General features: G+C 65.2%; 13 protein-coding genes. 3 read left to right on the top strand and 10 right to left on the bottom strand.

The genetic code is table 11. The features are described 5' to 3' along the window. Positions 1–6: 6 nt before the first annotated feature. The 5 genes from PCE31106_RS16730 to PCE31106_RS16710 form a co-directional block, all read right to left on the bottom strand. Complete coding sequence (locus PCE31106_RS16730; protein WP_150564053.1) at positions 7–1,404, bottom strand: MFS transporter; 1,398 nt, start codon at positions 1,402–1,404, stop codon at positions 7–9. 105 nt (positions 1,405–1,509) lie between these two features. Continuing rightward, positions 1,510–3,021 (bottom strand): amidase, encoded by a 1,512-nt coding sequence (locus PCE31106_RS16725; protein ID WP_150564052.1) that lies wholly within the window; start codon positions 3,019–3,021, stop codon positions 1,510–1,512. After that, on the bottom strand, positions 3,002–3,325 hold the full coding sequence (locus tag PCE31106_RS16720; RefSeq protein ID WP_150564051.1) for a hypothetical protein: 324 nt from the start codon (positions 3,323–3,325) through the stop codon (positions 3,002–3,004). Before PCE31106_RS16720 ends, PCE31106_RS16725 begins: the two co-directional genes overlap by 20 nt. A gap of 112 nt (positions 3,326–3,437) precedes the next feature. Further along, positions 3,438–3,947, bottom strand: coding sequence for a MaoC family dehydratase (locus tag PCE31106_RS16715; protein ID WP_150564050.1), 510 nt, complete (start codon positions 3,945–3,947; stop codon positions 3,438–3,440). Between the two features lie 186 nt (positions 3,948–4,133). Further along, entirely contained in the window at positions 4,134–5,027 is an 894-nt protein-coding gene (locus PCE31106_RS16710; RefSeq protein WP_017233432.1) for a LysR family transcriptional regulator, read from the bottom strand. Positions 5,028–5,169: 142 nt separating this feature from the next. Between PCE31106_RS16710 and PCE31106_RS16705 the strand changes: the two genes are divergently transcribed. The 3 genes from PCE31106_RS16705 (at position 5,170) to PCE31106_RS16695 (ending at position 9,521) form a co-directional block, all read left to right on the top strand. Beyond that, positions 5,170–6,924: an acyl-CoA dehydrogenase family protein gene (locus PCE31106_RS16705; RefSeq protein ID WP_150564049.1), complete on the top strand. Its 1,755-nt coding sequence runs from the start codon at positions 5,170–5,172 to the stop codon at positions 6,922–6,924. After that, the gene (locus PCE31106_RS16700; protein WP_150564048.1) at positions 6,921–8,111 is read left to right on the top strand and encodes a CaiB/BaiF CoA transferase family protein; all 1,191 of its coding nucleotides are present in this window, start codon (positions 6,921–6,923) and stop codon (positions 8,109–8,111) included. Before PCE31106_RS16705 ends, PCE31106_RS16700 begins: the two co-directional genes overlap by 4 nt. Positions 8,112–8,204: 93 nt before the next feature. Then, positions 8,205–9,521: an MFS transporter gene (locus PCE31106_RS16695; RefSeq protein ID WP_150564047.1), complete on the top strand. Its 1,317-nt coding sequence runs from the start codon at positions 8,205–8,207 to the stop codon at positions 9,519–9,521. A 146-nt stretch (positions 9,522–9,667) separates the two neighbouring features. On the opposite strand, the gene PCE31106_RS16690 is transcribed toward PCE31106_RS16695, so the two are convergent. The 5 genes from PCE31106_RS16690 to PCE31106_RS16670 are packed head-to-tail and all read right to left on the bottom strand — an operon-like array spanning position 9,668 to position 13,724. After that, positions 9,668–10,024: a RidA family protein gene (locus tag PCE31106_RS16690; RefSeq protein WP_017233420.1), complete on the bottom strand. Its 357-nt coding sequence runs from the start codon at positions 10,022–10,024 to the stop codon at positions 9,668–9,670. 58 nt (positions 10,025–10,082) lie between these two features. Continuing rightward, positions 10,083–11,516 carry an FAD/NAD(P)-dependent oxidoreductase gene (locus tag PCE31106_RS16685; RefSeq protein ID WP_150564046.1) on the bottom strand — a complete coding sequence of 478 codons (1,434 nt, stop codon included), beginning with the start codon at positions 11,514–11,516 and terminating at the stop codon, positions 10,083–10,085. Next, on the bottom strand, positions 11,513–11,821 hold the full coding sequence (locus PCE31106_RS16680) for a (2Fe-2S)-binding protein (RefSeq protein ID WP_150564045.1): 309 nt from the start codon (positions 11,819–11,821) through the stop codon (positions 11,513–11,515). The genes PCE31106_RS16685 and PCE31106_RS16680 overlap by 4 nt, the downstream gene beginning before the upstream one ends. Further along, the gene (locus PCE31106_RS16675; protein ID WP_369751573.1) at positions 11,799–12,902 is read right to left on the bottom strand and encodes an NAD(P)/FAD-dependent oxidoreductase; all 1,104 of its coding nucleotides are present in this window, start codon (positions 12,900–12,902) and stop codon (positions 11,799–11,801) included. Before PCE31106_RS16675 ends, PCE31106_RS16680 begins: the two co-directional genes overlap by 23 nt. Then, positions 12,903–13,724 (bottom strand): ABC transporter permease, encoded by an 822-nt coding sequence (locus PCE31106_RS16670; protein WP_017233416.1) that lies wholly within the window; start codon positions 13,722–13,724, stop codon positions 12,903–12,905. Between the last annotated feature and the right edge of the window lie 4 nt (positions 13,725–13,728).

Raw genomic sequence — 13,728 nt, 5'->3', positions numbered from 1 at the left:
TTGGGGCTAGTGCTCTACGTGCATGGCGCGGGTTGTCGCGGTGCCACCGAGACCGACGTCGTTGGGCACGCTGATATCTTCGAGCGACTGTTGATTGGTCTCCACGCGCAGCACCAGCAGCGCGACGATCAGCAGCCCCAGCACACCGCTCACCATCGCCAGTACACCGGAGATGCCGAAGTGCTGGAACAGCGCGACAGCCAGATACGGCGTGCTCATCGACGCCGCACGGCCACACACACCGGCAAAGCCTGTGCCACGCAACCGGAACGCCGTCGGGAACAACTCGGGGATATAGCCATACAGACCGAGCGTGACGACCGTATAGATCGACGTGACCAGGCAGAAACCGACCACCGAGATCGACACCGCATCACGCATTTGCGGATACAGGAAGCCGAGCACGATCGTGGCCGCCGAGAACAGCACGAGGCCGCGCTGACGTCCAAGGCGATCGCCCAGCAGGTAACCGACCAACGCACCGCCCGGGGCGCCAAAGGCCATCAGCGTGGTGAATCCGAGCGACTGCACCACCGTCAGACCCTGCTTGACGAAGAAGGTCGGCAGCCAGGCCACGAAGCCATACACGGCCACATTGATCGCGACACAAGTGAGCGCGGCGGTGAGCGTGCGGCCGATCACGGGCTTCGTGAACAGCACCGACAGGGGCACGTTGCGCGCCATCACCGGCTGCGCGGGCGGCACCGGCGGCAGCGCGCCGAACTGACGCTTCACCTGGCCCTCGATCTCGGCGAGCGTGGCTTCCGCTTCCTGGGTGCGCCCCACCGATTCGAGCCAGCGCGGCGATTCCGGCATGCGCTTGCGCATGATCCAGATGGCGAGCGCCCCCGCGCCTGCGATGGCGAACATCCAGCGCCAGCCGAGGTTCGGGATCACGATGTACCCGACACTCGTGGCGATCAGCAGACCCGAGTTGATGATGAGCCCCATCAATGAGATCCAGCGTCCTCGGTAGGCCGGCGGCACGAACTCGCACAGCGTGCCGGCGGCCACGACAAGCTCCGCACCGAGGCCCAGGCCCATGACGAATCGCAGCACGATCAGCGTGGCCATGTTCGGCGCGAAGCATGCGAACAGCGACGCGATGCCGAATACGGCGAGGTTGATCTGGTAGGAATAGCGTCGACCGAAGCGATCGCCGACGTAGCCGGCCAGCGCAGAGCCGATCAGCATGCCGAAGAAGGTGGCCGAGATGAAGGCCGCGTTGAGCTGCAGCGTCGAGAAGCCGCTCTTGACCAGTGCCGCGAGCACGCCCGCGGCGAGGTAGACATCGAAGGCGTCGAGTAGCGCGCCACCACTGATGAGTCCGAGAATCTTCCAGTGAAACCTCGCCAGGGGAAGCCGGTCGAGCCGGGCCCCAGCGTTGACGGAGGTTGCGTTCATACGGTTGTCTCCTGAACGTTGGCGGCATCCGTTCGTCTGAAGCGAACGTGATGCGAGCAAAAATTGACTTGCGGCGAACGATGGCGTCATCGTTCTGGGCTTGCGTTACCTCTTCCTGTCCATGGCTAACTGTGACACTGACGATCGCGCCGTATCAAGACCCGCCGGCATCGCTGCGTGATCGAGCGGCCCGAGACGGTCCACTGACGGCAGGTGCCAGTCTGTATGTTGTTGCAACTGATGCGCGAGACGCAGCAGCGTGTCCTCGTGCCACGCGCGACCGATCAACTGAACCCCGGTCGGCAATCCGTTCTGCGTGCGCCCGGCCGGTACGGCAACCGCCGGCAGCCCCAGGTAGTTGATGCCACGTGTCCAGTAGGAGAAGTCGCCGAAGCGCCGTTCGATCTCGTCCGCATCGCCGTCGAGCGTCTCGGCAATGGTCGGCACCGCGTACGGCAACGTCGGCAGCAGCAGGGCGTGCGCGCCTGCCAGATAGCGCTCGACAAAGGACTGCGTGTAGCCGGCTCGCAGGCGCAGCGCGTCGACGTAACGAGTGGCCGGATACAGGAGGCCGCGCTCCAGCCGGCGCAAGACCTGCTCGCCATACTCGTCACGCCGCTCGCGCAGCCATTGACCGTGGATCGAGGCGGCCTCGGCGCCCAACACCAACGTGGCAAGCGCACCGGCTTCGCGCAGATCGGGCAGCGCGACTTTGCGAATGGTCGCGCCGCAGGCTTCGAGCGCTTGCGTCACGCTTTCAACGGCAGCACGGATTTCGTCGGAGATCGGTGCCGTGGTGTCGAACTCGGGCACCGCGACGACGTCGCGCTCGCTCAAGGGCTGCGCCAACGCGGTCGTGAAATCACGCGCCTGGCTGACGAGGCAATGGGGATCGTTGGCGTCCGGCCCCCAGACGGTTTCGAGCACCGCCGCCGCATCGACCGCGGTACGCGCCAGCACGCCGACACAATCGAGGCTTGGCGACAGCGGCATCACGCCGTAGGTCGAGACCGCGTGCTGGGTCGGCTTGATGCCGGTGACGCCATTGACGGCGGCTGGGATCCGGACGGAGCCGCCGGTATCGGAGCCGAGCGCGGCGAACGCCAGACCGCGCGCGACGGCCACGCCGCTGCCGCTGGACGACCCGCCACTGACGTGCTCCGGCGACCAGGCGTTGCGGCCATGCCCGAGGTGCGCGTTGAAGCCTGTCGGGCTCATGGCGAACTCCGCCATGTGCAGGGCACCGAGATCGACCGCGCCTGCTGCATCGAGGCGCGCGAGCACGGTAGCCGTATGCAACGGTCGATTACCAGCGAGGATGCGGCTGCCGCACTCGGTCAGCTCGCCGGCGCGGAAGAACATGTCCTTGTGCGCGAGGGTCGCCCCCAGCACGCGGCTGTTGGGCAGCGCGACGTCGTCACGGACCGCGTTGTCGACGGTGCGCGCCTGGTCGAGCGCTGCATCGCCACGCAGGCGCACGAAGCCGCCCGTCAGACCGGCGACACCCGCAGCGTCGAGCGCCAGGGCGGTTCGTTCAACGCAAGTGGCGTCGGACATCTCGCGGCCCGGCGCTGAGGCCGTTGCAGAGACCGGTGCATCAACATGCAGCGTGCGCATCGCATGTCTCCTGCTGGCGCAGCGTGGCGTCGAAGGCGTCGGGCGTCAGCCAGTCGAGCGAGCGAGCTGCGCGGGCGACGGCGTCGGTGATGCCATGTGCGGCGTTGGCGAGTGCGACCGCATGCACTGGGCTCAGCGGCGCCGAGCCGAACTGATCGACCCAGCGCGCGGCGCTGGTCGCGTCGACCCGCCCGGATCCGTCGGTAGGGGGTGTGGAATGGCTTGCGGTCGGGCCGACGTCTCGGGGTTGACCGAGGGCGTCGGGTATCGGCATTGCATCGCCTTGCCGGATGTTGCCTTGCATCCTTGCCTCCATCGCCGTGCCATCACGGCGAGCCGTGCCGCGGGTGCCGAGCGTCTCGGCGCAGCCCGCGTGATGTCGATTGGAACGTACCGTCTGAGCCGCGCTGCCCGGCTCAGTCGCCGACGCCGTGGCCGCGTTTCGGAATCAGTGCGCTGCGTACGAATTCCATGACCTGCACGCCGTTCTGGTTAAAGGCGCGGGTGTGCACGGTGACGATACCTTGCGTGGGACGCGAGCGCGATTCGCGCTTTTCCAGGACCTGCGATTCGGCGTAGAGCGTGTCATTGCAGAACACCGGGGCGGTGAGCTTGATCTCTTTCCAGCCCAGGTTGGCGATGGCCTTGCCGCTCACGTCGTTGACGGTCATGCCGAGCACGATGGCGACGGTCAGCCCGCTGTTGACGAGCAACTGGCCGAATTCGCTCTTGGCCGCGTGGGCTGCATCGCAATGCATCGGATGGAAGTTCATCGTCAGCAGCGAGAAGTGAATGTTGTCGGCCTCGGTGATGGTGCGCCCGGGGCGGTGCTCATAGATATCGCCAACCTCGAACTCCTCGAGATAGCGCCCGTAGCTCGCACGAATGCGGCGCGTAGTCTCCGCCTGGGGTTGCAGTGCGTCCATGTCTCCCTCCTCCTGAATTCGATCGCCTGGCTGGGTTCACCGACTTTGTTCGGTATTTATTACTTTGTACGGACAAAGTATTGGCGAAAGAAAAGCCGAAGTCAAGATGATGGGAAACCCTTAGAGGTGGGGGGAGTACAGCCGATCCAGCCGGTTGGCCGTCGCCTATCCGGTGGGGGTGCGGATTCAGCGCGCCCTTGATCGATCGTCCGTCGTGAGCGCGGCGAGAAAGCGTTCGGTCAGATCCAGTTGGCTGCCGGCGCGCGTCAACCGCAGAATTTGCGAGGAGAACGTGTTTCGCGCGAGCGGAATGAAGACGGCCCGCTGAGACCGGGTGCGCGCCAAGGCTTCCGGCACCAGGGCGACCCCCATCTGAAATTCAACCATTGTCACGACCGTTTGCCACAGCCTTGCTTCATGTCGGATCTGGGGACTGAACCCCGCCTCGACACAGGTGGCAATGATCTGGTCGTGGTAATGCGGAGACACCGTGCGCGGGAACAGGATGAACGGCTCGTCCGAGAGTTGACGCAAGTCGATGCGCCGCCGCTTCGCCAGCTTGTGATCGACGGGCAGGCAACAAAGCAACGCCTCCGACATCCACACCTGCGTCTCGACTTCGGCCGGAAAGTGCCCCCAGTGGGCAAATCCCAGGTCGATCTGCAACTGCTGCAACGCTCGCACCTGCTCCGCCGTGTTCATCTCCTTGAGCACGATCTCCACCGACGAATGCGCCGATTCGAACTGTTGCACGGCTTCGGGTAGCCCCCGGTAGAGCATCGAATTGACGAACCCAATGCGCAGGCGTCCCGCCAGCCCGTGCGCGGACTGCAGCGTGACCTTGGCCACGTCCTCCGCCTGCTCCAACAGCCGCCGGGCTTCGCCCAGGAGCACTTGCCCCGCATTGGTCAGCGCCACCGACTTGTTGCTGCGCTCGAGCAGCTTCACGCCGAGTTGTTCTTCGAAACGGCGAATGTCGAAACTCAAGGCGGGTTGCGAGATGAAGAGCCGACGCGCCGCCCGGCCGAAATGCAATTCCTCCGCGACTGCGACGAAGTATCTGAGTTGCCTCAGTTCCATGAAAGCGCTCCCCCGGATAACGATAAATAGATCTTATCGTACGTGCCATCAATTGTATTGGACGATTATCAGACTGAAACGTACGCTGGTCTCCAAGAAGGTACGGTGCCGAGGCACCGCACGATAATCCAGGAGACAGTGAATGCTCGAACTTCGGCAAACGCCCGAGACGTCCAACATCCCCGATAGCCGCGGCATCAATTTCTTCCTTAGCGACCCATCGTTCGGCGCGCTGCTCAAGAGCTACCTGGGCGAGACGGTGTTCCATGGGGTCCAGGACAGACTCGTCGCACTGGGACAACGCGCGTCTGACGAACTCGATGCATGGGCGACGACCGCCGATCACCATCCGCCCGCGCTTCGCCCGCGCACGCGCCGCGGCGAGGCGATCCAGCACATAGAGAAACACCCCGATTACGTCGCGCTCGAACGCGTGGCGTACAGCGAACTCGGCCTCGCCTCGATGAGTCATCGCAGCGACGCACCGCCGCCGCTCGTCAAGTACGCGCTCACGTTCCTGTTCGTCCAGGCCGAATTCGGCCTCTGCTGCCCGGTCAGCATGACCGATTCGCTCACGCGCACGCTGTGCAAGTTCGGGTCGAAGGCGCTCGTGGACCGCTATCTGCCGAGGCTCGTGTCGCAGGACTTCGACACGCTCTTCCAGGGCGCGATGTTCATGACGGAGCAGGCGGCAGGCTCCGATACCGGACGCATCGTGACGCGCGCGACCCGCGGCGTCGATGCCGACGGCAACGAGGTCTGGAAGCTGACCGGCGACAAGTGGTTCTGCTCGAACGCCGATGCCGATTTGGCCATGGTCCTCGCCCGTCCGGACGGCGCGCCCGAAGGCATGAAGGGACTGGCGCTGTTCCTGCTCCCGAAGGTGCTTGAAGACGGCACGCGCAACCGCTATCAGATCGTTCGGCTGAAAGACAAACTCGGCAGCCGCTCGATGGCAAGCGGCGAAATCGTGCTCGACGGCGCCGAGGCCTATCTCATCGGCGAAGTGGGCCGCGGCTTCCAGCAGATGGCGGACATGATCAACATGTCGCGTCTGTCCAATGGCGTACGTGCGGCCGGCCTGATGCGCCGCGCCCTCACCGAAGCGCTTCATGTGGCGAGACATCGTTCGGCCTTCGGTCGAAAGCTCATCGAGATGCCGCTGATGCAGCGCCAGTTGCTGAAGATCATGTTGCCGGCGGAACAGGCACGATCGATGTTCATGCAAATTGCGATGCTCCTTCCCCGCGCCGACCGTGGCGAAGCGCTGGCGGCCAAATGCGTGCGTATCCTCACGCCGCTCGTGAAGCTGCGCGCGTGCCGAGACGCTCGCCAGGCCACCGGCGACGCGATGGAAGTGCGCGGCGGCGTGGGCTATATCGAGGAGTGGGCCGACCCGCGACTCGTGCGCGACGCGCATCTGGGCTCCATCTGGGAGGGCACGAGCAACATCGTGGCGCTGGACGTGGCACGGGCCACGCGACGTGAAGGCGCGCTGGCATCGCTCGGCCAATATGTTCATACGCTGCTCGACGATACGGCATTGCCGCCGGCCACCGTCGCCTTGCTGCGCAACGTATTCGAGCGCGCCAGCGCCGCGCTCGACAGCGTGGCGGAGTGCGGCCGCGACGAGAACGTGCGCGAGGCGGCAGGCGCCGTGTACAACGCGACAACGGCAGTGTTCATGGCGACGGAAGCGGCGCGCCTCGCCCCCGACTTTCGCCGGCTTGCCCTTGCCCACCTCATCGTCGAACACAAGCTGCTGCCGCGCGACCCGCTCGCGCCGAAGGACGTCCGCGACGATGCATCGCTGCTTCGACAGTTGGTCGACGAGACGCCTGTCTCCCTCGACGCCGCGATGTCGCTCATGCCCACGCAGGAAGGCGGTGCGCGATGAGCGCCGCTCGTGTGACCGGCGCCCTTCAGGGACTTCGCGTCATCGACCTGAGCCGGGTGCTGGGCGGCCCGTACTGCACGCAGGCGCTCGCTGACCACGGTGCCCAAGTGATCAAGCTCGAACCCCCGGGCGGCGACGAAACGCGCGGCTGGGGCCCTCCGTTCGTTGGCGAGACGGCCTCGTATTTCGTGGGCGTCAACCGGAACAAACAAGGGATTTGCGTCGACCTGTCGCGCGAGGAAGGTCGCGAAGTGCTGTGGCAACTACTCGACGGCGCCGACGTGCTCGTGGAGAACTTCAAACCCGGCACGCTCGAGCGTTGGGGGATGGAATACGCCAGGCTCGCCGAGCGCTATCCGCGCTTGATTCACTGCGCGATCTCGGGCTTCGGGCCGGACGGCACCCTCGGCGGCCTGCCTGGCTACGACGCCGCCATTCAGGCGATGACGGGACTGATGAGCGTGAATGGCGAAAGTGAAGGGCCCGCGCTGCGCGTCGGTCTTCCGGTGGTGGACATGGTCACCGGGCTCAATGCGCTGTCGGGCATTCTGCTGGCGCTCGCGGAACGCGAAAAGAGCGGTCGGGGTCAGTCGCTCGATATTGCGCTGTACGACTGTGCCGTCTCGTTGCTGCATCCGCACTTGCCCAACTACTTCGGCAACGGCCGCACGCCGCAACGCTCCGGCAATGCCCATCCGAACATCACGCCGTACGACAGCTACCGAACCGCGACCGAGCCCATCTTTCTCGCTGTCGGCAACGACCGGCAGTTCGCGAAGCTGATGTCGCATCTGAACGCGCCGGAACTCGCCGAAGACGCGCGTTTCGTGGACAACCGCAGTCGTTGCGAACATCGCCGCGAGCTGAAGGAAATCCTGGAAACGCTTCTGCAAGCCCATGCATGCGAGCCGCTCGCGGCCGAGCTGATTCGTGGCGGCGTGCCGTGCGGGCCGGTGCAAACCGTCGATGCCGTCGCCCGGCACCCGCATACGCGCCACCGCCAACTGATCGTCGAAATCGGCGCGTACCGCGGCACCGGCACCCCGATCAAGCTCTCGCGAACGCCAGCGACGTATCGCACGCCCCCGCCCACCCTCGGCGGCGATACCCGCGCCGTGCTTGACGCGCTCGGTGTCGACGCAAAAACGCAGCAGCGGTTGTTCGACGCCGGGGTACTCAAAGGCTGAACGCGCTGACCGATCATCCGAAACACGCATTCGAAGCCCCCATTCGAAACAAGCCGGCGATCGAGACCGGCCATCCTTACCTGGAGACATTTCATGCAGAACCACGCTCAGGGCAGCCCGGCGCGTCAGCCGGGCCGTGCCGCCTTCGCCGCTTTCGTCGGCACCACCATCGAATGGTATGACTTCTATATCTATGCGATGGCGTCGGCGCTCATTTTCAACAAGCTTTTCTTCCCGCAAGGCGATCCGTTCTACGCCACGCTGGCATCGTTCGGCACGTTTGCGGTCGGGTTCTTCGCGCGTCCGTTCGGGGGCTTGATCTTTGGCCACATCGGCGACCGGATCGGCCGAAAGAAAGCCTTGGTCGCCACGCTGGCGATCATGGGGATCGGCACGGTCGGCATCGGTTTCCTGCCGACTTATGCGAGCGTCGGGGTACTGGCGCCCACGCTGCTCGTCGTGCTGCGCATCGCCCAGGGCATTGCGATCGGCGGCGAATGGGGCGGCGCGGTGCTGATGGCGGGCGAGCATGCGCCGCAACGCAAGCGCACCTTCCTTGCGTCATTCGCTCAGCTCGGCAGCCCAGCCGGATTGATTCTCGCGCTGCTCGCTTTCAAGACGGTGGGACATCTTCCGCGCGAAACGCTGATGGGCTGGGGCTGGCGCCTGCCCTTCCTGGCCAGCGCGGTACTGCTCGTCATTGGTGTATTCATCCGCGCGAGCGTATCGGAGTCCCCGGAGTTCACTGCAGCCATCGAACGGGAGAAGCCCGCGCGCCTTCCCATCGTCGACGTGCTGCGCAATGCATGGGGCACCGTCCTGCTGTGCCTGGGCGCGAACGTGATCGGCGTGGCCGGCGCATGGTTCCTCAACACATTCATGCTCAGCTTCACCACCCAGACGCTTGGCTTGAGTCGCGAGATGATCCTGGACTGCCTGTTCGTGGTGGCGTTCGTTCACTTCTTCAACCAGCTCTTTTCCGGGTGGATCGCGCAGCGCGTCGGGCCGGTCAAGTTTCTCGCGTGGGCCGCCGGGCTCGCGATGCTGTCGCCGTATCCCATGTTCGCCCTGGTGTCGACGGGGCGGCCTGTGGCCATCGTCATCGGCATCGGGATTGCGGTGGTGTGCATGTCGGGTTCGTATGCCGTGATGGCTGGGCTCATGACCGATGCGTTTGACGTACGCTATCGCTACTCCGCCATTTCGTTGTCGTACCAGTGCTGCGCGGCGATCGCCGGCGGTCTGACGCCATTGATCGGCACCGTGCTGGCCCACGCGTGGCCGGGACAGTGGTGGCCGCTGGCACTGTTCTACAGCGCCCTTGCCGCCGTGTCGCTGGTTTGCCTCATTGGGCTGCAATGGAAGAAGTCCATCTATCGCGCGCCGGCGTCGATGGCGGTGCCGGAGTAAGCCCTCGGCAGTTTTCATAGCCCGAAAAGAGTCAAAAGGCCCGCGAATACTGAACTGCCCCCAAAGCGTCGGATCCACGTCCGATTCTCGGGGTTCAATTCAACACTCGCGGGCCTTTCGTTCGTACACCGTGCGGTTATTGCCGATTACTTGGCAGCGGCGATCACGGCAATCTCGACGAGCAGATCGGGCGCTGCCAGACGCGCCTCTACCGTAGCGCGCGTCGGGGTATTGCCCGGGCTCGTCCACGCATCCCACACGGCGTTCATGCCGGCGAAGTCGGCCTCGATGTCCTTCACCCAGACCTGCGCCGAGAGCAAACGCGACTTGTCGATGCCGGCATCCTTCAGATAACCATCGATCTTTGCGAGCACTTGTTGCGTCTGCCCCGTGATGTCCTGACTGCGATCGTCTGCAGTCTGGCCGCCGATGTAGACCGTCCCGTTATGCACCACGACACGGCTCATCCGTGCGTTCGTGTGATGGCGTTGAATATCGCTCATTAACCACATCTCCAAAAGAATCAAAAAAGTAGCGGGTGGGAGGCGCGAGTCCCCTCACCTACTTGGGAAAGCCGGCACGTTCGCTCAGGACGTCGGCGCCGTCGACCGCGGTGGCCAACTCGCCCAACGTCACCGGCTTGATGGGAGGACGGATGCGATAGTACCCGACCTCCGGCACCGCACAGCCCTGCGATTGCGCCAGCAGTTCGGCCACGGTCAAGCCGCAGAACCGGCCTTGACATGGCCCCATGCCGCAACGCGAAAAACTCTTCGTCTGATTCGGACCGACACAGCCCAAGCCCGCCATGCGCCGCACGTCGCCCGCCGTCACCTCCTCGCAGCGACACACGAGGGTGCTGTCGTCGGCCGGTATGCGAAACGCCTCGGCCGGCCGGTACAGCGCATCGAGGAACGGGCGGATCGCCGTATGTGCCGCCAGCTCACGGCGCAGCGACAGCGCGCGCGAGTCGCGCTTCGCCGCGTCGAGCTTGCCGAGCTTCACCGCGGCCTGCACGGCAGCGAGTCGTCCCGACGGTTCGGCGGCAAGCGCACCGGCGATACCCGCACCGTCCCCCGCGACGAAGATGCCCGGCAGGCTCGTCTCGCCCCAGGCGTCCGTCTTCGGATGCCAACACAGTTGCGCGTCGTCCCACGCATGCTCGCACCCGATCGAGCGCGTGACCTGCGTGTTCGGAATCACCCCTTGATGCAGCAACACCAGCGACGTGTCGATGCGCTCGGCACGCCCGCCCGCGACATACTCGATGCCCTCGGCGTGCGTGGTTCCCAGCACGCGCAGCGCTTCGACATGTTTGACGTGCCGCACGCCCGCCGCACGAATGGCCCGCAGCAGCTTGAAGCCCTTCATCAGATACGACGGCGCGCGCAACGCCCCGCCCGCGTGACGCAACGCCTCGCGGCGCCCGCTTGCCTCGGCCGTGTCGAGAATGGCGCGTACCGGCACGCCGGCATTGATGAGCTGCCAGGCAAACAGATAGAGCAATGGGCCGCAGCCGGCGAGCACCGCCGGGGAGTCGGGCACCAGCGCCGACGCCTTGAGCAACGTTTGCGCCGCCCCCACGCCCATTACGCCGGGCAACGTCCAGCCGGGAATCGGGAACGGTCGTTCTTGCGCGCCGCCAGCGAGCACGATGGCGCCGGCCTCGATCTGCAGCGTTCCGCCGCCCGCGCCCTGGCGGGTGACCGACACGCGTCTGTCCGCGCCGATCTGCCACGCGAGCGTCTGCGGCCAATAGGCGATGCCGGCCGACGTAAAGGCATCCACGAGCCCACGCCCACGAAGATAGTCCGGCCCGAGCACGCCCGGGTCGGCCAGCGGCGAGCGGCTCACGCTGCGATAAATCTGTCCGCCGGGCAACCCGTTCTCATCGACGACGAGCGGCTCGAGCCCATGACGCTTCGCTTCGAGCGCCGCCGCCAATCCTGCAGGCCCAGCCCCGACGACCAACAAATCCACGACTTTCGTGCTCATGCCACACTCCTCGCACCGTTCATTCGACGCACCTGCATGCCTTCGCGCACCGGTGTCATGCACCCCTGCCGGTTGGGCACGCCGTCGATCTCGACGAGACAATCGAAGCACACGCCCATCATGCAGAACGGCGCGCGATCGCTGCCGGTGACCGGTGTGGTCCGACACGCTGTCACGCCCACGAAGAGCAGCGCGGCCGCCACACTCATGTCGCTCGGCACATCGACCGGCGTGCCCTCGATAAATACTTTCACCGTCGCGCCATCCTTGCGCGCCAGCGACTTAAGCAGCGAAACGTTTGGCATAGAAATGATCCAGTAGCGCAGGACGCGGCGCGCCGAGAATCCACGGCGCGAGGGTTTCACAATGCGCAGCGGCAAGCGTCACGCCGCTGTGACAGGTCGCGAGGAACGCGCCCGGACAGGCCTCGGAGGCCTCGTAGATCGGCAGACCGTCGTCCGTCATCACCCGCAACGCCCCCCACGCGCGCACCACGCGCACGTTCTTGAGCAGCGGGAACGGTGCAATACCGCGCCGGGCGATATCGGCGAGCACGTCGGGCGTCACACCGTCGTTGAAGCCCACGTCTTCGGCCGAGTCGCCAAGCATGACCGAGCCCTCGACGGTCTGACGCACGTAGATGGTCGGATAGTCGAGAAACGGCTTGACGCGCTCGGTCACGATGATCTGGCCGCGCAACGGTTTGACTGGCGCGCGTAGACCCACCATCGGCGCGAGATCGCGATTGCCCAGACCGGCCGCAAGCACGACGCGGCCGGCTTCCAGCGACACGTCGCCCATGCTCACGCGAAACGCGCTGCCCGTCTGACGAATATCGGTCACACGCAGGTTCGGTGCATACTCGCCGCCCGCCTGCTCGAACGCGGCGAATAGCGCGCGCAGCGTATAAAGCGGGCTGACGTGACCGTCGTTCGGAGAATAGATGGCACCCACCACGTCGGGGCCGATGGCCGGCAGACGCTCGGCAAGCGCCTTGTGATCGAGCACTTCGTACCGGAGGGTCGGTTCGGCCTCCTGCAGCTTGCGCATGTTCTCGACCTTGCTCGCCAGCTCCTCCGGCGTCTGGGCGATGTTGAACCCGCCGGGACGTTGAAAGCCGATGGAAACGCCGGTGCGTGCGAAGAGCTCGTCAGCCAGGTTCTGCCACAGGTTGGCGGAGTGCAGCGACCAGCGGGCATAGTCCGTGCACGTGCCGCCTTTGCCCTGCACCCAGACCAGTCCGAAGTTGCCGCGTGCGGCTCGCAGCGAGTTGTCTTCGCCATCGCACACGACGACGCGTTGCCCGCGCTTGGCAAGCCCGTAGGCAATCGCCATGCCGACCAGGCCGCCGCCGATGACGGCGATATCGTACGTTTTTTGCATGATTTAGTGATTTCCGATCAGAACCTTGTTCAGCCCGTAGACGCGATCGAGGATCAGCATCACCGCCAACGTCAGCCCGATGAGCAGCGTGGAGATGGCGGCCACACTCGGGTCCACTGTCTCGCTCATGTTCATGTAGATGCGCACCGGCAAGGTGATCGTGGTGGGCGCCGTCACGAAGATCGTGGCCGTCAGTTCGTCGAAACTGTTGATGAAAGCGAGCACCCATCCGCCCGCCAGCCCCGGCAGGATCGCCGGTAGCGTGATGCGGCGGAACGTCGTCCAGCGCCCGGCGCCGAGCGAGCGCGCCGCACGTTCGCTTTCGTCGGCCTGCCCCACGAGCGCCGCCATGATCAGGCGCAGCGCATACGGGAAGATCAGCAGCGCGTGGCAAGCGACGAGGCTCACGAACGAGCCGCCCATGTTCATCAACGTGAACAGCCGCAGGAACGCAATGCCGAGCACCACCGGCGGAATCATCAGCGGCGAGAGCAGGAACGAGTTGATCGCGGCGCGCCCCGGAAAGCGGTAGCGCGCCAGCCCCATCGCCGCCGGCACTGCCAACACCGTCGACACGGTGGCCGACGTCACCCCCAGCCACAGACTCGTGCGCAGCGCCGACAGAAAGTCTTCATCGTTCATGAGCGACGCGAACCAGCGCAACGAAAAGTGCCGCGTCGGAATGGACAGGAAGTCGTCCGGCGTGAAGGCGACCAGACACACCACGACCAGCGGCGCGAGGATGAAGACGAGAAACACGACGTGAAACGCGATCGCCCCCACGCCATTGCGGTCGTACCGAGAGTCTTGTTGATTCATCTGCATTCCC

Origin of the sequence: Pandoraea cepalis, from assembly GCF_902459665.1 — a bacterium.
Lineage (GTDB): Bacteria > Pseudomonadota > Gammaproteobacteria > Burkholderiales > Burkholderiaceae > Pandoraea > Pandoraea cepalis.
This window is presented reverse-complemented; position numbering and strand designations above follow the sequence as displayed.